The organism is Citrobacter freundii complex sp. 2025EL-00176 (assembly GCF_053309355.1).
Map to the genome: position 1 here is coordinate 20,909 of NZ_JBRYHT010000002.1, position 20,076 is coordinate 40,984.

The following is a 20,076-nucleotide window of genomic DNA, read 5'->3' on the forward strand; positions in this document are numbered from 1 at the left end:
CCGCTTAACAATTGTTTGCAATCACAAGGAATCGGGCATGGCTTCATTTACATCATTAGGCGTAGGCTCAGGCTTACCACTGGACACGTTGCTAAACAACCTGACTATTGCTGAGAAAAAACGTTTAAATCCAATAACTCAGCAACAAACCGACAATACCGCCCGTCTGACGGCTTACGGTACGCTGAAGAGTGCGCTGGAAAAATTCCAGACGGCCAATACCGCGTTAAATAAACCGGAACTGTTCAGAAGCAGTAATGTGACCAGCAGCACTGAAGATCTGAAAGTGACCACCGAAGCCGGCGCGGCACCGGGTATTTATACCATCAGCGTCACGCAGCTTGCCCAGGCGCAGTCTCTGAGCACCTCATCGGTGGCTTCCAGCAAAGAGGCGCTGGGTGATGGGTCTGCCACCCGTACAATTAAGATTGAGCAGCCGGGTCGTAAAGAGCCGCTGGAGATTAAACTGTCGCAAGACAAAACCACGCTGGATGATATCAGTAAGGCGATCAACGATAGCGATAGCGGAATCTCCGCCAGTATCGTGAAGGTGAAAGATGGTGAGTTCAAACTGGTGCTGACCGCAGCAGAAGGTATGGACAGCAAAATGACCATCTCTGTTGAAGGCGACAGTAAGCTTAACGATATGCTGGCCTACGACAGCAAAGCTGGCTCCGGAAAAATGACTGAGTTGGTTAAAGCGCAAAACGCACAGCTCACGATGAACGGGATCCCAATTGAACGTCAGAGTAACAAAGTCACCGATGCCCCGCAGGGCGTGACGCTGGAACTGACCAAAAAAGTCACCGACGCGCGCGTAACCGTGACGAAAAGCAATGAGAAAGCCACGGAAGCGATTAAAGGCTGGGTCGATGCCTATAACTCACTGATCGATACCTTTAATACGCTGACCAAATATAAAGCCGTAGACGCAGGTGCGGAAGGTCAGGACAAAGATAACGGCGCGCTGGTGGGTGACAGCGTAGTACGAACCATTCAGACCGGTATTCGCGCGCAGTTTGCCAACTCTGGTAGCGAAGGTGCCTTTAAGACGCTGAATGAAATTGGCATCAAGCAGGATGGCAAAACCGGCAAGATGACCATCGATGACACCAAACTGAAAAAAGCGCTGGACGAAAACACCGCTTCGGTACGTGAGTTATTGGCTGGCGACGGTAAAGAAACCGGGATCACCACCAAAATTGCCGCTGAAGTGAAAAGTTATCTGGCTGATGACGGCATTATCGATAATGCGCAAGACACCATTAACGCCACACTGAAGAAACTGACCAAACAGTACCTGTCCGTCAGCGCCAGTATTGACGACATGGTTGCGCGCTATACGGCGCAATTTACCCAGCTCGATAGCATGATGAGCAAACTGAATAACACCAGTACCTACCTGGGCCAACAATTTACAGCGATGAATAAATCCTGATAACACGAGGTAAGCATGTATACCGCGAGCGGTACCAAAGCCTATGCACAGGTCAGTGTGGAAAGCGCCGTAATGAGCGCCAGCCCACATCAGCTGATCGAAATGTTGTTTGATGGCGCGAACAGCGCCCTGGTGCGCGCTCGCCTGTTTATGCAACAGGGTGATATCGTCGCCAAAGGCGAGGCCTTAAGCAAAGCCATTAATATTATCGACAATGGTCTGAAAGCAGGGCTGGATCAGGAGAATGGCGGTGAAATCGCCACCAACCTGTCTGCGCTGTATGACTATATGATTCGCCGTTTACTGCAAGCCAACTTGCGTAATGATTGTCAGGCTATTGAAGAAGTCGAAGGGTTGCTCGGCAACATTGCGGAAGCCTGGAAACAGATCTCACCGAAAGCGTCGTCCCAGGAGTCTCGTTAATGACCTCAGCCGTGGAGTTTATCAACCGTTGGCAGCGCATCGCGCTACTCAGTCACTCGCTGCTGGAACTAGCGCAGCGGGGTGAGTGGGACCTTTTACTGGAACAGGAAGTTACCTATCTGCAAAGTATTGAAGTGGTCATGGAAGAGCAAACTCCACCAGGCATTACGCGAAGTATTCAGGACTTAGTGGCCGGGTATATTAAACAGACGCTGGATAACGAACAGTTGCTCAAAACACTGTTGCAGCAGCGGCTGGATGAGCTCAGCAATCTCATCGGTCAGTCGACGCGCCAGAAGACGCTGAATAACGCCTACGGCCGTCTTTCCGGGATGCTGTTAGTGCCTGATGCCCCTACCGCCCCGCAATAATTTTCTGTTAAATCTGAATAATCTTCCATACTCCAGAGGTCGGCCAAACGACTTCTGGAGCACGGAAGATGAAAAATCCCACGTTATTGCAGTATTTTCACTGGTATTACCCCGATGGGGGTCAACTCTGGCCCGAGCTTGCCGAACGCGCAGGCGGACTCAATGATATCGGCATCAATATGGTGTGGCTGCCCCCCGCCTATAAAGGCGCGTCCGGCGGTTATTCCGTTGGCTACGACTCGTACGATCTGTTTGACCTGGGCGAGTTTGACCAGAGGGGCACCATCCCCACCAAATACGGCGATAAAAACCAACTGCTGGCGGCGATAGATGCGCTGAAACACAACGACATCGCCGTACTGCTCGACGTGGTGGTTAACCACAAAATGGGCGCAGATGAGAAAGAAAAGATTCGTGTTCAGCGAGTTAACGCCGACGATCGTACGCAAATAGAAGATGAAATCATCGAGTGTGAGGCCTGGACGCGCTATACCTTCCCCGCCCGCGCAGGCCAGTATTCGCAATTCATTTGGGACTTTAAATGCTTCAGCGGCATTGACCATATCGAAAACCCCACCGAAGACGGTATTTTCAAAATCGTTAACGATTACACCGGTGAAGGCTGGAACGATCAGGTGGATGATGAACTGGGTAATTTTGATTATCTGATGGGCGAGAACATCGATTTTCGTAATCACGCCGTGACCGAGGAGATCAAATACTGGGCGCGCTGGGTGATGGAGCAAACCCAGTGTGACGGTTTTCGTTTAGATGCGGTGAAACATATTCCGGCATGGTTTTATAAAGAGTGGATTGAACACGTCCAGGAAGTCGCCCCCAAACCATTGTTTATTGTCGCGGAATACTGGTCCCACGAGGTCGACAAACTGCAAACCTACATTAACCAGGTGGAGGGGAAAACCATGCTGTTCGACGCCCCTTTGCAGATGAAATTCCACGAAGCCTCCCGTCAGGGCCGCGATTACGACATGAGCCAGATCTTCACCGGCACGTTAGTCGAGGCCGATCCGTTTCATGCCGTCACGCTGGTTGCTAATCATGACACCCAGCCGTTGCAGGCATTGGAAGCCCCTGTCGAGCCATGGTTTAAGCCGCTGGCCTATGCGTTGATCCTGCTGCGGGAAAACGGCGTACCGTCGGTGTTTTATCCTGACCTCTACGGGGCGCATTACGAAGACACCGGCGGCGATGGCGAAACCTATCCTATCGACATGCCGATCATCGATCAGCTCGCCGAACTGATCCTCGCCCGCCAGCGTTTCGCCCACGGCGTACAGACGCTCTTTTTCGATCATCCTAACTGTATCGCTTTTAGCCGCAGCGGAACGGACGAAGATCCCGGCTGTGTGGTGGTGCTGTCTAACGGTGATGATGGGGAGAAGACCATCAATCTGGGTGCGAATTATGGCAATAAAACCTGGCGCGATTATCTGGGTAATCGCGAAGAAAGCGTGGTTACTGATGAAAACGGGGAAGCGACGTTTTTCTGCAACGGCGGTAGCGTCAGCGTGTGGGTGATTGAAGACGTGTTGTAATACTCAACCCCGGTGGCTACTGGCTACCGGGGCGTGCTGCTTATGGCAGCGGTGTGGCCAGCGGCGTTTTCGTTAACGCGTCAGCGCACTCCTGCGTCGGGCGATCCACCCGTTGCAGCGTCATGCCATCATACTCCAGCGTATTGCCTTCGCGCTCAATCTCATACAGCTCACGTTTCACCGTCACGTTGGTGAGATCGCCGGAAATCATCGTCAGTTTCCCCGGCAGGGCAATGACCCGCTGCCATTGGCGACAATCCAGCGTATCGCCCTCTTTCGTCACCACCAGGCTGGCAATGGCTTCCGGGCTGACCAGGCTGCGTTGCGGGCCTTTTGACTGCCAGTAACCTTCCAGACCGGCTGGCGCGGGCGTTTTCACCACGTCGTTATAATTCTCTACTTCGGCGCATCCGCTCAGCGCCAGAAATACCCCAACGATTGCTAATTTTTTCATCATTCATCCTGCATGCGAAGAAAATGGGATTGTGGCATTAAAGGCCTGATGCCGCCAGCCTTTCGGTCGCGTTGAGAAAGATTGATCCAGACGGTGTTACCTCTTATTACTCATAGTCAAAAATTCTGATCGGTGTAGTATCCACACTTCTTGTTACATACCTTCTGAGTTCAGAGGCACAACGCATGTCATGGCAACACTTCAAACAGGCCTGGTTAATTAAATTTTGGGCCCCCGCCCCTGCGGTCATCGCAGCGGGTATTCTCTCTACTTACTATTTCGGCATTACGGGAACCTTCTGGGCCGTGACCGGTGAATTCACCCGTTGGGGCGGGCAAATCCTGCAATTATTTGGCGTGCACGCAGAAGAGTGGGGTTACTACAAGCTGATCCATCTCGAAGGCTCTCCCCTGACCCGCATCGACGGTATGATGATCCTCGGTATGTTCGGCGGCTGTTTTGCTGCCGCACTGTGGGCCAACAACGTCAAACTCCGCATGCCGCGCAGTCGGATACGCATCATGCAGGCGATAGTCGGCGGGATGATTGCCGGATTCGGCGCCCGTCTGGCGATGGGGTGTAACCTGGCCGCGTTCTTCACCGGTATTCCGCAGTTCTCGCTACACGCTTGGTTTTTTGCGCTGGCAACAGCTATTGGCTCATGGTTTGGCGCACGTTTTACCCTGCTGCCGATGTTCCGTATTCCGGTCAAAATGCAGAAAGTCTCCGCCGCTTCCCCGCTGACGCAAAAACCGGATCAGGCGCGTCGTCGTTTTCGCCTCGGCATGCTGGTGTTTATCGGCATGATCGGCTGGGCGTTACTCACTGCGATGGATAAACCCAAGCTCGGCCTGGCGATGCTGTTCGGCGTCGGGTTCGGTCTGCTGATTGAACGGGCGCAGATCTGCTTCACTTCAGCCTTCCGTGACCTGTGGATTTCCGGTCGTACCCATATGGCAAAAGCGATCATCTTCGGGATGGCGGTCAGCGCCATCGGTATCTTTAGCTACGTGCAACTGGGCGTCGAGCCGAAGATTATGTGGGCGGGTCCGAATGCAGTGATCGGCGGCTTGCTGTTCGGCTTCGGTATTGTTTTAGCGGGCGGGTGTGAAACCGGCTGGATGTACCGCGCGGTTGAAGGCCAGGTGCATTACTGGTGGGTTGGTCTGGGCAACGTTATTGGCTCAACCATTCTGGCCTACTACTGGGATGATTTTGCGCCTGCCCTCGCCACCAGTTGGGATAAGGTGAATCTGCTCAACACCTTTGGTCCGCTCGGTGGCTTGCTGGTGACCTATCTGCTGTTATTTACCGCGCTGATGCTCATCATCGGCTGGGAAAAACGTTTCTTCCGCCGTGTAGGGCTAACGCCTGCCAAGGAGTCTGTATGAAAAATATCGTGCCTGATTATCGCCTCGATATGGTCGGTGAGCCGTGTCCGTACCCGGCAGTTGCCACGCTGGAGGCGATGCCGCAATTGAAGAAAGGTGAAATTCTGGAAGTGGTGAGCGACTGCCCGCAGTCAATCAATAATATTCCACTGGATGCGCGCAATCACGGCTATACGGTGCTGGATATTCAGCAGGATGGCCCAACGATTCGCTATTTGATTCAGAAATAACTGTTTGCCGGATGGCGCTGCGCTCATCCGGCCTACTTTCTCTGCACGTTGTCCCTACACCTGCATCGACATCACTTCCTGATACGCCGATACCAGTTTATTACGTACCTGAATCCCCATCTGCATCGACACCGACGCTTTTTGCATATCGGTCATCACATCATTCAACGCAATACCCGGTTCACCGAGGGTAAATTTCTCAGCCTGGACACGGGACGCGGTCTGCACATCGCTGATTCTGTCTAACGCCGCATGCAACTGACCGGCAAAACTCACGGTCGGTTGTGGCTGCATATCCTGCATTTTTGCTGACATCGCCGTGGTTTGTAACTGGCTAATGACCCCTTCAATCCCCTGTATTGCCGACATGCTGATCCCCTGGATGAATTTTCACGTAGCTGAGATTACCAGTTAGTCAATAAGATAAAGGCGTTAAATAACGATAAAAAACCACGGTTTTTAACCCATAGAAAAATTCGAAACCGCAAATAATGAGACCGTCAATTTTTCGAGTTTGCTGACCCGGGAGTGAGTCTTGTTCCACTTTGCAAAAAACGCCGTCCACGATAAGCCACGAGGTGCGAGATGAGTGCGACAGCATCGACTGCAACCCAGCTTAAACCTCTCGAGTGGTTAAATCGCCTGCGCGCGAATCCCAGAATTCCTCTGATTGTGGCAGGAGCCGCTGCCGTCGCTATCGTCGTTGCGATGGTTCTGTGGGCCAAAGCGCCCGACTACCGCACCTTGTTCAGCAATCTTTCCGATCAGGATGGTGGCGCGATTGTCACCCAACTGACGCAGATGAACGTTCCCTATCGTTTTACTGAGGGAAGCGGCGCGATTGAAGTTCCTGCCGATAAAGTCCACGAGCTACGCTTGCGTCTGGCGCAGCAAGGCCTGCCGAAAGGTGGAGCCGTTGGCTTTGAGCTGCTGGATCAGGAAAAGTTTGGTATCAGCCAGTTTAGCGAGCAGGTCAATTATCAGCGCGCGCTGGAAGGTGAATTAGCCCGCACCATTGAAACCCTGGGCCCGGTAAAACGCGCCCGCGTGCATCTGGCGATGCCTAAACCATCGCTGTTTGTACGTGAGCAAAAAGCGCCTTCGGCCTCCGTCACCGTTAATCTGGAGCCGGGTCGTGCGCTGGATGAAGGTCAGATCAGCGCGGTCACGCATTTGGTCTCCAGCGCTGTTGCAGGCTTACCGCCGGGCAACGTAACGCTGGTCGATCAGGCGGGTCATCTGTTAACCCAGTCGAACACCAGCAGCCGCGATCTCAACGATGCGCAGTTAAAATACGCCAGCGACGTCGAAGGCCGCGTGCAGCGCCGGATCGAATCGATCCTGTCGCCAATTGTCGGCAACGGTAACGTCCATGCACAAGTCACCGCGCAACTGGATTTTGCCAATAAAGAGCAAACCGAAGAGCAATACCGTCCAAACGGTGATGAGTCCCAGGCCGTGCTGCGTTCACGTCAGTTGAACATTAATGAGCAAATTGGTAGCGGAGCGCCTGGCGGCGTCCCGGGCGCATTGTCTAATCAGCCAGCCCCGGCTAATACCGCGCCAATCGCCAATCCACCGGCTAATCAGCAAAATGCGCAAACCACGCAGACGTCGAATAACAGTAACAATGCCGGTCCGCGCAGTACGCAGCGCAATGAAACCAGCAACTATGAAGTCGACCGTACCATTCGCCACACCAAAATGAACGTTGGCGATGTGCAGCGTCTCTCGGTGGCCGTCGTAGTCAACTATAAAACGCTGCCAGACGGCAAACCGCTGCCGTTAACTGCCGAACAGATGAAACAGATTGAGGATCTGACCCGTGAGGCGATGGGTTTCTCCGACAAACGTGGCGATACCCTGAACGTGGTGAACTCTCCGTTCACGGCGACCGACGATTCCATGGGCGAGCTTCCGTTCTGGAAACAGCCGTTCTTTATTGATCAGTTAATGTCCGCAGGTCGTTGGTTACTGGTTCTGCTTGTCGCCTGGATCCTGTGGCGCAAAGCCGTTCGCCCGCAGTTGGCCCGTCGCAGTGAAGAAGCGAAAGCCGCGCAGGAACAAACGCGTATCCGTCAGGAAACCGAAGAAGCGGTAGAAGTTCGCCTCAGCAAAGACGAACAGACCCAGCAGCGTCGCACAAATCAGCGTCTGGGCGCAGAAGTCATGAGTCAGCGTATTCGTGAAATGTCAGATAACGATCCGCGCGTCGTGGCGCTGGTCATTCGCCAGTGGATGAGTAACGATCATGAGTAATCTTACCGGTACCGATAAAAGCGTCATCCTGCTGATGACCATTGGCGAGGATCGCGCGGCGGAGGTGTTTAAACATCTCTCCACCCGCGAAGTTCAGGCGCTCAGTACAGCGATGGCGAACGTACGCCAGATCTCCAACAAGCAGTTGACGGATGTGCTGGCGGAGTTTGAACAAGAAGCAGAACAGTTTGCCGCGCTGAATATTAACGCCAACGAATATCTGCGCTCCGTGCTGGTGAAAGCGCTGGGCGAGGAACGCGCATCCAGCCTGCTGGAAGATATTCTGGAAACCCGCGATACCACCAGCGGCATTGAAACGCTCAACTTTATGGAGCCGCAAAGCGCCGCCGATCTTATCCGCGACGAGCATCCGCAGATTATCGCCACCATTCTGGTGCACCTCAAGCGAGGCCAGGCAGCCGATATTTTGGCGCTGTTCGACGAACGTTTACGTCACGACGTGATGCTGCGTATCGCCACCTTCGGCGGTGTACAGCCTGCCGCGCTGGCGGAATTGACCGAAGTATTGAATGGCCTGCTCGACGGTCAGAACCTCAAGCGCAGCAAAATGGGCGGCGTGAGAACGGCGGCAGAAATCATCAACCTGATGAAAACCCAGCAGGAAGAAGCCGTTATTACCGCCGTGCGCGAATTCGACGGCGAACTGGCGCAGAAAATTATCGACGAGATGTTCCTGTTCGAAAACCTGGTGGACGTCGACGATCGCAGTATCCAGCGCCTGCTGCAGGAAGTGGATTCCGAATCGCTGCTCATTGCCCTGAAAGGCGCCGAACAGCCGCTACGCGAGAAGTTCCTGCGCAACATGTCGCAACGTGCTGCCGATATTCTGCGCGACGACCTCGCCAACCGTGGCCCGGTACGTTTGTCGCAGGTAGAAAACGAACAGAAAGCGATTCTGCTTATTGTGCGTCGTCTGGCGGAAACCGGCGAGATGGTGATCGGCAGCGGCGAGGATACCTATGTCTAACGAACTGCCGTGGAAAGTCTGGACTCCGGACGACCTCGCCCCACCGATGGCGGAGTTCGTGCTGGCCGAACACAGCGAAACACCGCTGTCAGAAGAGACCGCCGAGCCGGAACTCTCCGCAGAGCAACAGCTTGAACAGCAGCTCGCGCAGTTGCAAATGCAGGCTCACGAGCAAGGTTATAACGCCGGCCTGGCGGAAGGTCGACAAAAAGGCCACGAACAAGGCTATCAGGAAGGCCTGAATCAGGGCCTGGAGCAAGGCCAGAACCAGGCGCGCGCGCAGCATGCGCCAATCACTGCCCGCATGCAGCAACTGGTGAGCGAGTTTCAGAATACGCTGGACGCACTGGACAGCGTGATCGCCTCACGCCTGATGCAAATGGCGCTGGAGGCGGCGCGTCAGGTGATAGGTCAGACGCCTGTCGTAGATAACGCGGCGCTGATTAAACAAATCCAACAGCTGTTGCAGCAGGAACCGCTGTTCAGCGGTAAACCGCAGTTGCGCGTACATCCGGACGATCTCCAGCGGGTGGAAGAGATGCTCGGTGCTACCCTCAGTCTGCACGGCTGGCGGCTGCGCGGCGATCCCACGTTGCATCACGGCGGCTGTAAAGTCTCTGCCGACGAAGGCGATCTGGATGCCAGCGTCGCCACACGCTGGCAAGAACTCTGCCGTCTGGCCGCGCCAGGAGTCGTGTAATGACCACTCGTCTGACTCGCTGGCTCAATACGCTGGACAACTTCGAAGAGAAAATGTCGCTGCTGCCTGCGGTGCGTCGTTACGGGCGTCTGACTCGCGCCACCGGGCTGGTGCTGGAAGCCACCGGATTACAGCTGCCGCTGGGCGCCACCTGCGTCATTGAACGCCAGGACGGCAACGAAACCCAGGAGGTTGAAAGTGAAGTCGTGGGCTTTAACGGTCAGCGACTGTTTCTGATGCCGCTCGAAGAGGTCGAAGGCGTTCTGCCCGGCGCGCGCGTATACGCGAAGAATATTGCCGGAGAAGGTCTGCAAAGCGGGAAGCAATTACCGCTGGGTCCTGCCCTGCTGGGCCGAGTGCTCGACGGCAGCGGCAAACCGCTCGACGGTCTGCCCGCGCCGGATACCACCGAAACCGGGGCACTAATTACGCCGCCGTTTAACCCGCTGCAACGCACCGCCATTGAACACGTACTGGATACCGGAGTGCGCCCCATTAATGCGTTGCTAACCGTCGGGCGCGGCCAGCGTATGGGTCTTTTCGCAGGTTCTGGCGTCGGTAAAAGCGTCCTGCTCGGCATGATGGCGCGCTATACCCAGGCCGATGTTATCGTCGTCGGTTTGATTGGCGAGCGTGGTCGCGAAGTTAAAGATTTTATTGAAAATATTCTCGGCGCGGACGGTCGCGCACGTTCGGTGGTGATCGCCGCCCCTGCGGATGTCTCGCCGTTGTTGCGTATGCAGGGCGCGGCCTACGCCACGCGCATCGCCGAAGATTTTCGCGATCGTGGACAGCACGTATTGCTGATTATGGACTCCCTCACCCGCTATGCGATGGCGCAACGTGAGATCGCGCTGGCGATCGGCGAGCCGCCAGCAACCAAAGGTTATCCGCCGTCAGTATTCGCCAAATTACCGGCGCTGGTTGAACGTGCCGGGAACGGTATTCACGGCGGCGGTTCAGTTACCGCGTTTTACACCGTCCTGACCGAGGGTGACGATCAGCAGGACCCGATTGCGGATTCCGCGCGCGCGATTCTGGACGGCCACATTGTGCTGTCCCGCCATCTGGCTGAGGCGGGTCATTACCCGGCAATCGATATAGAAGCTTCGATCAGCCGCGCCATGACCGCGCTCATTAGTGAACAACACTATGCGCGGGTGCGTAACTTTAAACAGTTGCTATCCAGCTTCCAGCGTAACCGCGATCTGGTCAGCGTGGGGGCGTATGCCAAAGGCAGCGATCCGATGCTGGATAAAGCCATCGCCTTATGGCCACAACTGGAAGCTTTTTTACAGCAAGGCATCTTTGAACGGGCTGACTGGGAAGATTCCCTGCAAGCTTTAGAACTGATTTTCCCTGGTGTGTGATTGAGCAGGAGAGCATAGGTCATGGCACAACATGGTGCATTAGCAACGCTGAAAGACCTGGCTGAAAAAGAGGTAGATGACGCCGCTGTCTTATTGGGAGAGATGCGTCGTGGCTGTCAGCAGGCGGAAGAACAGTTGAAAATGCTGATCGATTATCAGCATGAGTACCGTAACAATCTGAATAACGATATGGGTCAGGGTATTACCAGTAATCGCTGGATTAACTATCAGCAGTTTATTCAGACCCTGGAAAAAGCGATTGAGCAACATCGCCAGCAGCTCAATCAATGGACGCAGAAAGTGGACCAGGCGCTGAACAGTTGGCGCGATAAAAAACAACGGTTGCAGGCGTGGCAGACTCTGCAGGACAGACAAACCTCGGCGGCATTGCTGGCCGAAAACCGTCTGGATCAGAAAAAAATGGATGAATTTGCTCAGCGTGCAGCTATGAGGAAACCCGAATGATTACTTTACCCCAACTGATTACCACCGACACCGACGTAGCCGCAGGTCTTCAGTCAGGCAAAGCGGTAGATTCACCCGAGGATTTTTTAGCGCTGCTGGCTGGCGCGTTAGGTGCGAGCGACGCGCAGGGTAAAGGCGCGCCGTTAACGTTTGCCGACTTACAGGCGGCGGGCAGTAAATTGCAAAAAGGGTTGCTGCAAAAAAATGGCGATGTCACACAGTCGGTCAAGTTAACCGATCTGCTGGCGCAAAAAGAGATACAAACCGATGCTTCTCTTGCCGACATGACAGATGCTCAGCAACTGTTGTCAGCGCTTACGCCGTCGCTGAAAGTGAATGCCCTGACGACACTGGGCAAAGTTGCTCAGCAGGATGAAAAAAACACCACGCTCAGCGATGACGATCTCGCCAACCTGAGCGCGCTGTTCGCCATGCTGCCGGGACAACCGCTGGCGACGCCTGCCGTTGACAGCACCCCTGCCCCCGTTGATGCCACGCTTTCGGCGTTGTCTCGAGGCACGGCACACGACGCTATCGCCGATAACGCGGGCGAACTGCTGCCCGGTGATGCCAAAAAAGGCAAAACGGACATTGCCTCTCCTGGTGGCAGCCTGGATCAGACAAACAATCCGACGCTAACCCCCCTGACGGCAGCGGCAGCGACCAAAGCAGAAATTGACAGCACCCCTTCGCCAACCAGCATTGGCGCTACCGCGGCTCCGTTAACTGGCCCACAGACACATGCTCAGCCGTTACCCACCGCCGCGCCGGTGCTAAGCGCTCCGTTGGGAAGTCAGGAATGGCAGCAATCACTGAGTCAGCACGTCACGCTATTCACGCGTCAGGGCCAGCAGAGCGCAGAGCTGCGCCTGCATCCGCAGGATCTGGGTCAGGTGCACATTTCCATTAAGCTGGATGACAATCTCGCACAGCTGCAAATGGTGTCACCGCACAGTCACGTGCGCGCCGCGCTGGAAGCAGCATTACCGATGCTGCGTACGCAGTTGGCTGAAAGTGGGATCCAGTTGGGCCAAAGCAACATCAGCAGTGAGAGCTTTACCGGCCAGCAGCAGTCTTCCGGGCAGCAACAGCAGGCGGGTCGCGCTCAGGGACAAGATATTTTTGCCGCTGAAGATGACGCCATCCTGGCAACGCCAGCCTCACTGCAAGCCGCTGCCCGCGGTGATGGCGCAGTAGACATCTTCGCCTAACGCCAGAGGTAGCATGATTATCCGCGTCTTTTCCACGCTTTGTCGTGGACAGGACACGGGATAATCAGCCCATAAGCTGTACCGAAACAGGAAGCCCGTATCTGATGACTGACTCCGCGATTAACAAAAAAAGTAAACGCGCTATTTGGATCCCTCTGCTGGTATTAATTACCCTCGCCGCCTGCGCAACTGCGGGGTATAGCTACTGGCGCATGCAGCAGCAGCCGTCCGCCAGCGTCAAAGCGGAACCGGCTCCACCGCCTGCCCCGGTATTCTTTGCACTGGATACCTTTACCGTCAATCTGGGCGATGCGGACCGTGTGCTGTATATCGGTATCACGCTGCGCATGAAAGACGAGGCGACACGTGCGCGTCTGAATGAATATTTGCCGGAAGTACGTAGCCGCTTGCTGCTGCTGTTTTCGCGTCAAAATGCGGCCACGCTCGCCACCGAGGAAGGTAAACAACAGCTGATTACCGCCATCAAAGAGACGCTCGCGACTCCGCTCGTTGTCGGGCAGCCAAAACAGGTTGTCACCGACGTTCTTTATACAGCTTTTATTCTGCGGTAAAGACATGGGCGACAGTATTCTTTCTCAGGCTGAAATCGACGCATTGCTGAATGGCGATAGCGAAACCAAAGACGAACCCATTACCGGTATCGCAAAAGAGAGCGATATTCGTCCTTATGATCCCAACACCCAACGCCGCGTGGTGCGTGAGCGTTTACAGGCGCTGGAGATCATTAACGAACGCTTCGCGCGCCAGTTCCGTATGGGATTATTTAACCTGTTGCGCCGTAGCCCGGATATTACCGTGGGCGCGATCCGCATCCAGCCGTATCACGAGTTTGCGCGTAACTTACCGGTGCCGACCAACCTGAACTTAATCCACCTCAAGCCGCTGCGCGGTACAGGTCTGGTGGTGTTCTCACCAAGTCTGGTATTTATCGCCGTTGATAACCTGTTCGGCGGCGATGGACGCTTTCCAACCAAAGTGGAAGGTCGCGAATTTACGCATACTGAACAGCGCGTTATCAACCGCATGCTGAAGCTGGCGCTGGAAAGTTACAGCGACGCGTGGAAGGCCATCAATCCGCTGGAAGTGGAATACGTTCGTTCCGAGATGCAGGTGAAATTTACCAATATCACCACCTCGCCTAACGACATCGTGGTGAACACCCCGTTCCACGTTGAAATTGGCAACCTGACCGGTGAGTTTAACATCTGTCTGCCATTCAGCATGATTGAACCGTTGCGCGAGCTGCTGGTAAACCCGCCGCTGGAAAACTCACGTAATGAAGATCAGAACTGGCGCAATAATCTGGTGCGTCAGGTTCAGCATTCTGAGCTGGAGCTGGTGGCAAACTTTGCCGACATTCCGCTACGGCTGTCCCAGATTTTAAAGCTGAAACCCGGCGATGTACTGCCGATTGAAAAACCCGACCGCATTATTGCTCATGTGGACGGCGTGCCTGTACTGACCAGCCAGTATGGCACCGTGAACGGTCAGTATGCGTTACGCGTAGAACATCTGATAAACCCGATTTTGAATTCGCTGAATGAGGAACAGCCCAAATGAGTGATATGAATAATCCGTCCGATGAGAACACTGGCGCATTGGACGATCTGTGGGCTGACGCGTTAAACGAGCAAAAAACCACGACCACCAAAAGTGCGGCCGATGCGGTATTCCAGCAGTTAGGCGGCGGCGACGTCAGCGGTGCTTTGCAGGACATCGACCTGATCATGGACATTCCGGTCAAACTGACCGTCGAACTGGGTCGTACGCGCATGACCATCAAAGAGCTGCTGCGTCTGACGCAGGGTTCCGTTGTCGCGCTGGATGGTCTGGCGGGCGAACCGCTGGATATCCTGATCAACGGTTATCTGATTGCCCAGGGTGAAGTGGTGGTGGTTGCGGATAAATACGGCGTACGTATCACCGACATTATCACCCCATCAGAACGCATGCGCCGTCTGAGCCGTTAATCATGAACACCCAGGCGACAGTTTCTCAGCCAGCCGCCGTCCCCGGCTCACCGCTGGTACAGGTAAGCGGCGCGCTGCTCGGGATCATTGTTTTGATCCTGGCGGCGGCCTGGGTCATTAAACGCCTGGGCTTTGCGCCCAAAAGCACCGGTACGCGAGGGCTGAAGGTTGCGGCGAGTGTTTCGATGGGTCCACGTGAGCGCGTGGTGATTGTTGAGGTGGAAGATGCGCGCCTGGTGTTGGGCGTCACAGCCTCGCAAATTAACCTATTGCACACCCTGCCCCCAGCTCCTGCCGATGCAGAAGAAAAACCGGCCTCCCCTGCGGATTTCCAGGCCATGATGAAGAGTTTGCTCAAGCGTCCCGGGAGATCCTGATGCGCCGTTTGTTTTCCATCACGCTGGCAGGCTTATGGCTTTTCAGTCCAGTCGCCCTCGCCCAGCTCCCGGGCCTGGTGAGTCAACCGCTGCCAGGCGGCGGACAAAGCTGGTCATTGCCTGTACAGACGCTGGTGTTTATCACCTCGCTGACGTTCCTGCCTGCCATTTTATTGATGATGACCAGCTTCACCCGCATCATCATCGTTTTCGGTTTGTTGCGAAATGCCTTGGGAACGCCGTCTGCGCCCCCCAACCAGGTGCTGCTGGGGCTGGCGCTATTTTTGACCTTTTTCATCATGTCGCCAGTGATCGATAAAATCTACGTTGACGCGTATCAGCCGTTCAGCGAAGAGAAGATCTCCATGCAGGAAGCCATGGAGAAAGGCGCCCAACCGTTGCGCGAGTTTATGTTGCGCCAAACCCGTGAAGCCGATCTGGCGCTGTTCGCCCGTCTGGCAAACAGCGGTCCCTTACAGGGGCCCGAAGCCGTACCGATGCGAATTTTGCTTCCGGCTTATGTCACCAGCGAGCTGAAAACCGCCTTCCAGATAGGCTTTACCATTTTTATCCCGTTTCTGATTATCGATCTGGTCATCGCCAGCGTGCTGATGGCGCTCGGGATGATGATGGTGCCGCCCGCCACAATCGCGTTACCGTTTAAGCTGATGCTGTTTGTGTTGGTGGACGGTTGGCAGTTGCTTGTCGGCTCGCTGGCACAAAGCTTTTACAGTTAGAGGCGCGAAATGACACCTGAATCGGTCATGATGATGGGTACAGAAGCGATGAAAGTCGCTCTGGCCCTTGCTGCGCCTTTGCTGTTGGTGGCCCTCGTCACAGGCCTTATCATCAGTATTCTGCAGGCGGCGACCCAGATTAACGAAATGACGCTGTCCTTCATTCCCAAAATTGTCGCGGTGTTTATTGCCATCATTGTTGCCGGCCCATGGATGCTTAATCTGTTGCTCGACTACGTGCGTACGCTGTTCAGCAATTTACCGTATATCATCGGGTAGACAACGTTATGTTGCAGGTGACCAGCGTTGAGTGGATGCAGTGGCTGAATCTTTACTTCTGGCCGTTGCTGCGCATACTGGCGCTCATCTCCACGGCTCCCATTCTCAGCGAACGCGCCATCCCCAAGCGGGTAAAACTGGGGCTGGGATTGATGATAACCATTGTTATCGCCCCATCAATTCCCCCGGCAGACGTCCCCATCTTTTCCATCGGCGCGTTGTGGCAGGCAATGCAACAAATCCTGATCGGCATCGCCTTAGGCTTCACCATGCAGTTTGCGTTTGCCGCCGTACGTACTGCCGGGGAACTGATTGGCCTGCAAATGGGGCTTTCCTTTGCGACATTCTTCGACCCCGGTAGCCGCCTGAATATGCCGGTACTGGCACGACTAATCGACATGCTCGCCATGCTGTTATTCCTCACCTTTAATGGCCATCTGTGGCTGATTTCGCTGTTGGTAGATACGTTTCATACCTTGCCCATTGGCGGCAATCCGGTTAACAGCAATGCGTTTCTTGCGCTGGCGCGGGCGGGCAGTCTGATTTTCATCAATGGACTCATGCTGGCCCTACCGGTTATGACGCTGCTGCTGACGCTGAACCTTGCGCTTGGCTTGTTAAATCGCATGGCGCCACAGCTGTCGATTTTTGTCATTGGCTTTCCTCTCACCCTGACCGTAGGTATTTCATTAATGGCGGCGCTGATGCCATTAATTGCGCCATTCTGCGAGCGCTTGTTCAGCGAAATTTTTAATTTGTTGGCGGATATCGTCAGCGAAATGCCTGGAAAATAATAACCCTTAATTTTTATCCTGTTTTACTAAGGATTGTCCTAAATTTAAAAACCGACAACATCCACCAGGATATCGCTGTCGCGGTTTATTTGTTTTTGCCTCACTCACATAACGCAACATTTACTTTACTTTAAGATGTTTCCTGGCAAATTATACGCAACTTTACGGGATAGTAAATTCGCCTGAAAACAGCGAAAGCGTCATCTTGGGTCGTTATTATTCCGTTTAGTTGTGATGCAATAATCAGGTAAGGGGAATTATCGTTACGCATTGAGTGAGGGTATGCCATGTCAACGATTATTATGGATTTATGCAGTTACACCCGGCTAGGGTTGACCGGTTATCTGGTCAGTCGGGGGGTGAAAAAAAGGGAAATCAACAATATTTCCAGCGTTGGGGAACTCAGTCTCGCCTGTGTTTCTCTTCAACCCGCTGTGGTGTTTATTAATGAGGACTGTTTTATCCACGATCCTGCTAACAGTCAGCAAATCAAGCAAATCATTAATCAGCATCCCAGTACATTATTTATTGTATTTATGGCAATTGCCAATGTGCATTTTGATGAGTATCTTTTAGTCAGAAAAAATTTATTGATCAGTTCTAAATCAATTAAACCTGATTCACTGGATGAACTTCTTGGCGATATTCTGAAAAAGGAAGTGAATATTGCTATCGATGTTAATCTGCCGACATTGTCATTAAGCCGTACTGAATCCAGCATGCTACGCATGTGGATGGAGGGACAGGGAACAATACAGATATCAGATCAAATGAATATCAAGGCCAAGACCGTCTCATCCCATAAGGGAAATATAAAACGAAAGATTAAGACGCATAATAAGCAAGTTATCTATCACGTGGTTCGACTCACGGATAATGTCACCAATGGTATCTTTGTGAATATGCGCTAAGACGTTCTGACTGGTGGCGGAACCACCAGTCAGAATCAAGCAGAAGAACTCACCTCACTCTATTTTTTCCACAAAGATACCATCCTGATGACCTGATTCATTAAAGAACCAGATACCGAGCGGGTAGTCTTCCAGCGAAACCAGGTACATGGTGCCTTCACTAAACTCTTCGATTGCCAGTACCACGCCCGGCCGACGCGGACCGCCGTCCGTTTTGACTGTGACCCGATCATTCACCTTCATCGTTTTCCTCCTGTGGCTTTGTGCCAGTGTAGAACAAATTCCTTTTTGTGGCAGCGTTCGACGCATGCGATTGCGGGTTTTCTCGACGGTCTATACTTAAGTGGTGCGTATCTGAGGTTTTGATGCGCTCCCCCGGTATCCTTAACGGTTGAGAGGTATGAGGATGAAAACCGCGAAAGAGTACAGCGATACGGCCAAACGTGAAGTCAGCGTCGATGTAGACGCGCTGCTGAAGGCAATCAACGAAATCTGCGAGAGTGAAATTCATCGCAGTCAGGACGATCCGGAACGCGTCAGCATCGACGGGCGTGATTACCATACATGGCATGAACTGGCCGACGCGTTCGAGCTTGATATCCATGATTTTAGCGTGTCGGAAATCAATCGCTGACTGAGGGCGAAAAAAATCCCGGCCCTCATCGGGCCGGGATCAAGCTTGCTTATGCAAGAAGCACTTGAAAATTCGTTACACCAGGAAATCTGATGTGAAACAAACCTTATCTGCAATTTTTTTGCCTGACAAGTAAATAATTCTCACCAAAATGATAAATATAACTAATGGTTGAGAGTCCACCGGGTTACGGTCATGCCCAATGTCAGGCATCCTGGCGGAGCGATGTTTGCTCGCCGGGCACCAGTTCATCTTCACGGAATGCTTCCCGTTTAACGCCAAAGCCGTCGTACCAGCGACACTCCACCATTCCGCTGGCATACCCGGTAACGATCATGCGTGGGCCACCCTCTTTCGAGGTGACTTCCTCACTGACAGAAAAGACCATACCTGCCTCCTGTATCAAGAGAAACCTTTACACCTTAGACGACAAAGAGGCTTTTTGCGTAATTAATCCGGCGACAATTAGTGCGAAACTCCGCGCAGTCTGGCAACGGTTTTTACCAGCAGAACGACTATTCCACCAATGATAAAGCCGAGCACCAAATTAAGCAGGGTCGGAAGCATTAGCGCAATCAATGCGCTTTGCTGCTGGGCAAAATGTTCTATCGCATGATGCAGCGGTGATATTCCATGTACCACGATCCCGCCCCCCACTAAAAACATCGCCAGCGTGCCAACTACAGAAAGTGTTTTCATCAGCCAGGGAGCAACCACCAGCAGTCCTTTACCCAGCGATTGGGCAAGCACGCTGCGCTTTTCCGCCAGCCAGTACCCGATATCATCAAGCTTAACGATAATCCCCACCAGGCCATACACGCCCACGGTCACCACTAACGCGATACCAGATAACACCAGCACCTGATTCAACAACGGAGCATCCGCCACAATACCGAGGGTGATCGCGACAATCTCAGCAGATAAAATGAAATCGGTACGTACCGCTCCTTTGATTTTATCTTTCTCAAAGGTCAGCGGATCCTGCGCCGCCAGAGATGCCAGACGCTGCTGGCGCTCTTCCGGGGTCTCTTTGTGTTTACGTGCTTCCAGGGTGTGCAGAACTTTTTCCACCCCTTCAAAACAGAGAAACGCCCCACCTACCATTAATAAGGGGGTGATCGCCCAGGGAATGAAGGCGCTAATCAATAGCGCCAACGGCACAAGAATAACTTTGTTAACAAGCGACCCTTTAGCTACGCTCCAGACTACCGGAAGTTCGCGGTTCGCCCGCACGCCCGACACCTGTTGCGCGTTAAGCGATAAATCATCTCCCAGTACACCCGCGGTTTTTTTCGCGGCCAGTTTTCCCATGACCGAGATATCGTCCAGTAAGGTGGCGATATCATCGAGTAAGGTCAGTAAGCTACTTCCTGCCAAAATGTTAACCCTCAATATTATTTTTTTGCCGTATTAAGTATGAAGTAAAACACGCCATGCGGAAACTGGCCTTTCTGGTCAACAAATATTTAACAATGGCATGCAATTATAAATCTCGCC

Annotated in this window: 25 protein-coding genes and 1 pseudogene; 21 read left to right on the top strand and 5 right to left on the bottom strand. The window is 53.5% G+C overall.

Annotated elements, in window-relative coordinates:
- The first annotated feature begins 37 nt into the window (after positions 1 to 37).
- The 4 genes from fliD (at position 38) to amyA (ending at position 3,788) form a co-directional block, all read left to right on the top strand.
- Complete coding sequence (fliD, locus tag ACVXHP_RS07120) at positions 38 to 1,438, top strand: flagellar filament capping protein FliD (RefSeq protein ID WP_447571164.1); 1,401 nt, start codon at positions 38 to 40, stop codon at positions 1,436 to 1,438.
- 15 nt (positions 1,439 to 1,453) lie between these two features.
- Entirely contained in the window at positions 1,454 to 1,861 is a 408-nt protein-coding gene (fliS, locus tag ACVXHP_RS07125; RefSeq protein ID WP_085048008.1) for a flagellar export chaperone FliS, read from the top strand.
- The gene (gene fliT / locus ACVXHP_RS07130) at positions 1,861 to 2,232 is read left to right on the top strand and encodes a flagella biosynthesis regulatory protein FliT (RefSeq protein WP_003030458.1); all 372 of its coding nucleotides are present in this window, start codon (positions 1,861 to 1,863) and stop codon (positions 2,230 to 2,232) included. The genes fliS and fliT overlap by 1 nt, the downstream gene beginning before the upstream one ends.
- 68 nt (positions 2,233 to 2,300) lie before the next feature.
- Entirely contained in the window at positions 2,301 to 3,788 is a 1,488-nt protein-coding gene (gene amyA, locus ACVXHP_RS07135; RefSeq protein WP_447571165.1) for an alpha-amylase, read from the top strand.
- A 40-nt stretch (positions 3,789 to 3,828) separates the two neighbouring features.
- Here the strand turns inward: amyA and yedD are convergent, their stop codons facing one another.
- Positions 3,829 to 4,242, bottom strand: coding sequence for a lipoprotein YedD (gene yedD / locus ACVXHP_RS07140; RefSeq protein ID WP_042307689.1), 414 nt, complete (start codon positions 4,240 to 4,242; stop codon positions 3,829 to 3,831).
- Positions 4,243 to 4,406: 164 nt separating this feature from the next.
- Here yedD and yedE point away from each other — a divergent pair, with 164 nt between their 5' ends.
- Both yedE and yedF read left to right on the top strand, forming a co-directional pair.
- Entirely contained in the window at positions 4,407 to 5,633 is a 1,227-nt protein-coding gene (yedE, locus tag ACVXHP_RS07145) for a selenium metabolism membrane protein YedE/FdhT (RefSeq protein WP_316129601.1), read from the top strand.
- A complete protein-coding gene (gene yedF / locus ACVXHP_RS07150; RefSeq protein WP_000790504.1) occupies positions 5,630 to 5,863 on the top strand; it encodes a sulfurtransferase-like selenium metabolism protein YedF in 234 nt (77 codons plus the stop codon). Before yedE ends, yedF begins: the two co-directional genes overlap by 4 nt.
- Before the next feature lie 54 nt (positions 5,864 to 5,917).
- Here the strand turns inward: yedF and fliE are convergent, their stop codons facing one another.
- Positions 5,918 to 6,232: a flagellar hook-basal body complex protein FliE gene (gene fliE / locus ACVXHP_RS07155; protein WP_016153486.1), complete on the bottom strand. Its 315-nt coding sequence runs from the start codon at positions 6,230 to 6,232 to the stop codon at positions 5,918 to 5,920.
- A gap of 216 nt (positions 6,233 to 6,448) precedes the next feature.
- On the opposite strand from fliE, the gene fliF reads away from it, so the two are divergent.
- The 14 genes and pseudogenes from fliF to rcsA all read left to right on the top strand — a co-directional run bounded on the left by fliF (position 6,449) and on the right by rcsA (position 17,945).
- Positions 6,449 to 8,122 (top strand): flagellar basal-body MS-ring/collar protein FliF, encoded by a 1,674-nt coding sequence (gene fliF / locus ACVXHP_RS07160; RefSeq protein WP_304700168.1) that lies wholly within the window; start codon positions 6,449 to 6,451, stop codon positions 8,120 to 8,122.
- The gene (fliG, locus tag ACVXHP_RS07165; protein WP_200006053.1) at positions 8,115 to 9,110 is read left to right on the top strand and encodes a flagellar motor switch protein FliG; all 996 of its coding nucleotides are present in this window, start codon (positions 8,115 to 8,117) and stop codon (positions 9,108 to 9,110) included. The genes fliF and fliG overlap by 8 nt, the downstream gene beginning before the upstream one ends.
- On the top strand, positions 9,103 to 9,810 hold the full coding sequence (gene fliH, locus ACVXHP_RS07170; protein ID WP_317678508.1) for a flagellar assembly protein FliH: 708 nt from the start codon (positions 9,103 to 9,105) through the stop codon (positions 9,808 to 9,810). Before fliG ends, fliH begins: the two co-directional genes overlap by 8 nt.
- Positions 9,810 to 11,180, top strand: coding sequence for a flagellar protein export ATPase FliI (fliI, locus tag ACVXHP_RS07175; RefSeq protein ID WP_047410431.1), 1,371 nt, complete (start codon positions 9,810 to 9,812; stop codon positions 11,178 to 11,180). The genes fliH and fliI overlap by 1 nt, the downstream gene beginning before the upstream one ends.
- Positions 11,181 to 11,201: 21 nt before the next feature.
- The gene (gene fliJ / locus ACVXHP_RS07180) at positions 11,202 to 11,645 is read left to right on the top strand and encodes a flagellar export protein FliJ (protein ID WP_003030438.1); all 444 of its coding nucleotides are present in this window, start codon (positions 11,202 to 11,204) and stop codon (positions 11,643 to 11,645) included.
- On the top strand, positions 11,642 to 12,856 hold the full coding sequence (gene fliK / locus ACVXHP_RS07185; RefSeq protein WP_447571166.1) for a flagellar hook length control protein FliK: 1,215 nt from the start codon (positions 11,642 to 11,644) through the stop codon (positions 12,854 to 12,856). The genes fliJ and fliK overlap by 4 nt, the downstream gene beginning before the upstream one ends.
- 104 nt (positions 12,857 to 12,960) lie before the next feature.
- Positions 12,961 to 13,428 (top strand): flagellar basal body-associated protein FliL, encoded by a 468-nt coding sequence (fliL, locus tag ACVXHP_RS07190; protein ID WP_038641578.1) that lies wholly within the window; start codon positions 12,961 to 12,963, stop codon positions 13,426 to 13,428.
- A 4-nt stretch (positions 13,429 to 13,432) separates the two neighbouring features.
- The gene (fliM, locus tag ACVXHP_RS07195) at positions 13,433 to 14,437 is read left to right on the top strand and encodes a flagellar motor switch protein FliM (protein ID WP_038641580.1); all 1,005 of its coding nucleotides are present in this window, start codon (positions 13,433 to 13,435) and stop codon (positions 14,435 to 14,437) included.
- A complete protein-coding gene (fliN, locus tag ACVXHP_RS07200; RefSeq protein ID WP_005127761.1) occupies positions 14,434 to 14,847 on the top strand; it encodes a flagellar motor switch protein FliN in 414 nt (137 codons plus the stop codon). Before fliM ends, fliN begins: the two co-directional genes overlap by 4 nt.
- Positions 14,847 to 15,224, top strand: a complete 378-nt coding sequence (gene fliO / locus ACVXHP_RS07205; protein ID WP_447571309.1) for a flagellar biosynthetic protein FliO — start codon at positions 14,847 to 14,849, stop codon at positions 15,222 to 15,224. The genes fliN and fliO overlap by 1 nt, the downstream gene beginning before the upstream one ends.
- A complete protein-coding gene (fliP, locus tag ACVXHP_RS07210; RefSeq protein WP_038641584.1) occupies positions 15,224 to 15,961 on the top strand; it encodes a flagellar type III secretion system pore protein FliP in 738 nt (245 codons plus the stop codon). Before fliO ends, fliP begins: the two co-directional genes overlap by 1 nt.
- 9 nt (positions 15,962 to 15,970) lie before the next feature.
- Entirely contained in the window at positions 15,971 to 16,240 is a 270-nt protein-coding gene (gene fliQ, locus ACVXHP_RS07215; RefSeq protein WP_032939600.1) for a flagellar biosynthesis protein FliQ, read from the top strand.
- 8 nt (positions 16,241 to 16,248) lie between these two features.
- Positions 16,249 to 17,044, top strand: a pseudogene (gene fliR, locus ACVXHP_RS07220) (flagellar biosynthetic protein FliR).
- Positions 17,045 to 17,321: 277 nt separating this feature from the next.
- Entirely contained in the window at positions 17,322 to 17,945 is a 624-nt protein-coding gene (rcsA, locus tag ACVXHP_RS07225) for a transcriptional regulator RcsA (RefSeq protein WP_061382614.1), read from the top strand.
- Between the two features lie 54 nt (positions 17,946 to 17,999).
- On the opposite strand, the gene dsrB is transcribed toward rcsA, so the two are convergent.
- A complete protein-coding gene (gene dsrB, locus ACVXHP_RS07230) occupies positions 18,000 to 18,188 on the bottom strand; it encodes a protein DsrB (protein WP_038641589.1) in 189 nt (62 codons plus the stop codon).
- A gap of 163 nt (positions 18,189 to 18,351) precedes the next feature.
- Here dsrB and yodD point away from each other — a divergent pair, with 163 nt between their 5' ends.
- The gene (gene yodD / locus ACVXHP_RS07235; protein WP_032939599.1) at positions 18,352 to 18,579 is read left to right on the top strand and encodes a YodD family peroxide/acid resistance protein; all 228 of its coding nucleotides are present in this window, start codon (positions 18,352 to 18,354) and stop codon (positions 18,577 to 18,579) included.
- A gap of 205 nt (positions 18,580 to 18,784) precedes the next feature.
- Here the strand turns inward: yodD and ACVXHP_RS07240 are convergent, their stop codons facing one another.
- Together ACVXHP_RS07240 and ACVXHP_RS07245 are read right to left on the bottom strand one after the other, a co-directional pair.
- Complete coding sequence (locus tag ACVXHP_RS07240; protein WP_200006048.1) at positions 18,785 to 18,967, bottom strand: YodC family protein; 183 nt, start codon at positions 18,965 to 18,967, stop codon at positions 18,785 to 18,787.
- A gap of 77 nt (positions 18,968 to 19,044) precedes the next feature.
- Positions 19,045 to 19,956, bottom strand: a complete 912-nt coding sequence (locus ACVXHP_RS07245) for a DUF808 domain-containing protein (protein WP_200006047.1) — start codon at positions 19,954 to 19,956, stop codon at positions 19,045 to 19,047.
- Between the last annotated feature and the right edge of the window lie 120 nt (positions 19,957 to 20,076).

Excerpts from the sequence above, each read along its gene's own strand:
- fliN (WP_005127761.1), top strand. The coding sequence starts at position 14,434 with ATGAGTGATATGAATAATCCGTCCGATGAGAACACTGGCGCATTGGAC.
- fliM (WP_038641580.1), top strand. The coding sequence starts at position 13,433 with ATGGGCGACAGTATTCTTTCTCAGGCTGAAATCGACGCATTGCTGAAT.
- fliH (WP_317678508.1), top strand. The coding sequence starts at position 9,103 with ATGTCTAACGAACTGCCGTGGAAAGTCTGGACTCCGGACGACCTCGCC.
- fliP (WP_038641584.1), top strand. The coding sequence starts at position 15,224 with ATGCGCCGTTTGTTTTCCATCACGCTGGCAGGCTTATGGCTTTTCAGT.
- fliQ (WP_032939600.1), top strand. The coding sequence starts at position 15,971 with ATGACACCTGAATCGGTCATGATGATGGGTACAGAAGCGATGAAAGTC.
- fliF (WP_304700168.1), top strand. The coding sequence starts at position 6,449 with ATGAGTGCGACAGCATCGACTGCAACCCAGCTTAAACCTCTCGAGTGG.
- ACVXHP_RS07240 (WP_200006048.1), bottom strand. The coding sequence starts at position 18,967 with ATGGTCTTTTCTGTCAGTGAGGAAGTCACCTCGAAAGAGGGTGGCCCA.
- fliI (WP_047410431.1), top strand. The coding sequence starts at position 9,810 with ATGACCACTCGTCTGACTCGCTGGCTCAATACGCTGGACAACTTCGAA.
- fliG (WP_200006053.1), top strand. The coding sequence starts at position 8,115 with ATGAGTAATCTTACCGGTACCGATAAAAGCGTCATCCTGCTGATGACC.
- fliD (WP_447571164.1), top strand. The coding sequence starts at position 38 with ATGGCTTCATTTACATCATTAGGCGTAGGCTCAGGCTTACCACTGGAC.
- rcsA (WP_061382614.1), top strand. The coding sequence starts at position 17,322 with ATGTCAACGATTATTATGGATTTATGCAGTTACACCCGGCTAGGGTTG.
- fliK (WP_447571166.1), top strand. The coding sequence starts at position 11,642 with ATGATTACTTTACCCCAACTGATTACCACCGACACCGACGTAGCCGCA.
- fliL (WP_038641578.1), top strand. The coding sequence starts at position 12,961 with ATGACTGACTCCGCGATTAACAAAAAAAGTAAACGCGCTATTTGGATC.
- yedF (WP_000790504.1), top strand. The coding sequence starts at position 5,630 with ATGAAAAATATCGTGCCTGATTATCGCCTCGATATGGTCGGTGAGCCG.
- fliE (WP_016153486.1), bottom strand. The coding sequence starts at position 6,232 with ATGTCGGCAATACAGGGGATTGAAGGGGTCATTAGCCAGTTACAAACC.
- fliT (WP_003030458.1), top strand. The coding sequence starts at position 1,861 with ATGACCTCAGCCGTGGAGTTTATCAACCGTTGGCAGCGCATCGCGCTA.
- amyA (WP_447571165.1), top strand. The coding sequence starts at position 2,301 with ATGAAAAATCCCACGTTATTGCAGTATTTTCACTGGTATTACCCCGAT.
- fliS (WP_085048008.1), top strand. The coding sequence starts at position 1,454 with ATGTATACCGCGAGCGGTACCAAAGCCTATGCACAGGTCAGTGTGGAA.
- yedD (WP_042307689.1), bottom strand. The coding sequence starts at position 4,242 with ATGAAAAAATTAGCAATCGTTGGGGTATTTCTGGCGCTGAGCGGATGC.
- yodD (WP_032939599.1), top strand. The coding sequence starts at position 18,352 with ATGAAAACCGCGAAAGAGTACAGCGATACGGCCAAACGTGAAGTCAGC.
- fliJ (WP_003030438.1), top strand. The coding sequence starts at position 11,202 with ATGGCACAACATGGTGCATTAGCAACGCTGAAAGACCTGGCTGAAAAA.
- dsrB (WP_038641589.1), bottom strand. The coding sequence starts at position 18,188 with ATGAAGGTGAATGATCGGGTCACAGTCAAAACGGACGGCGGTCCGCGT.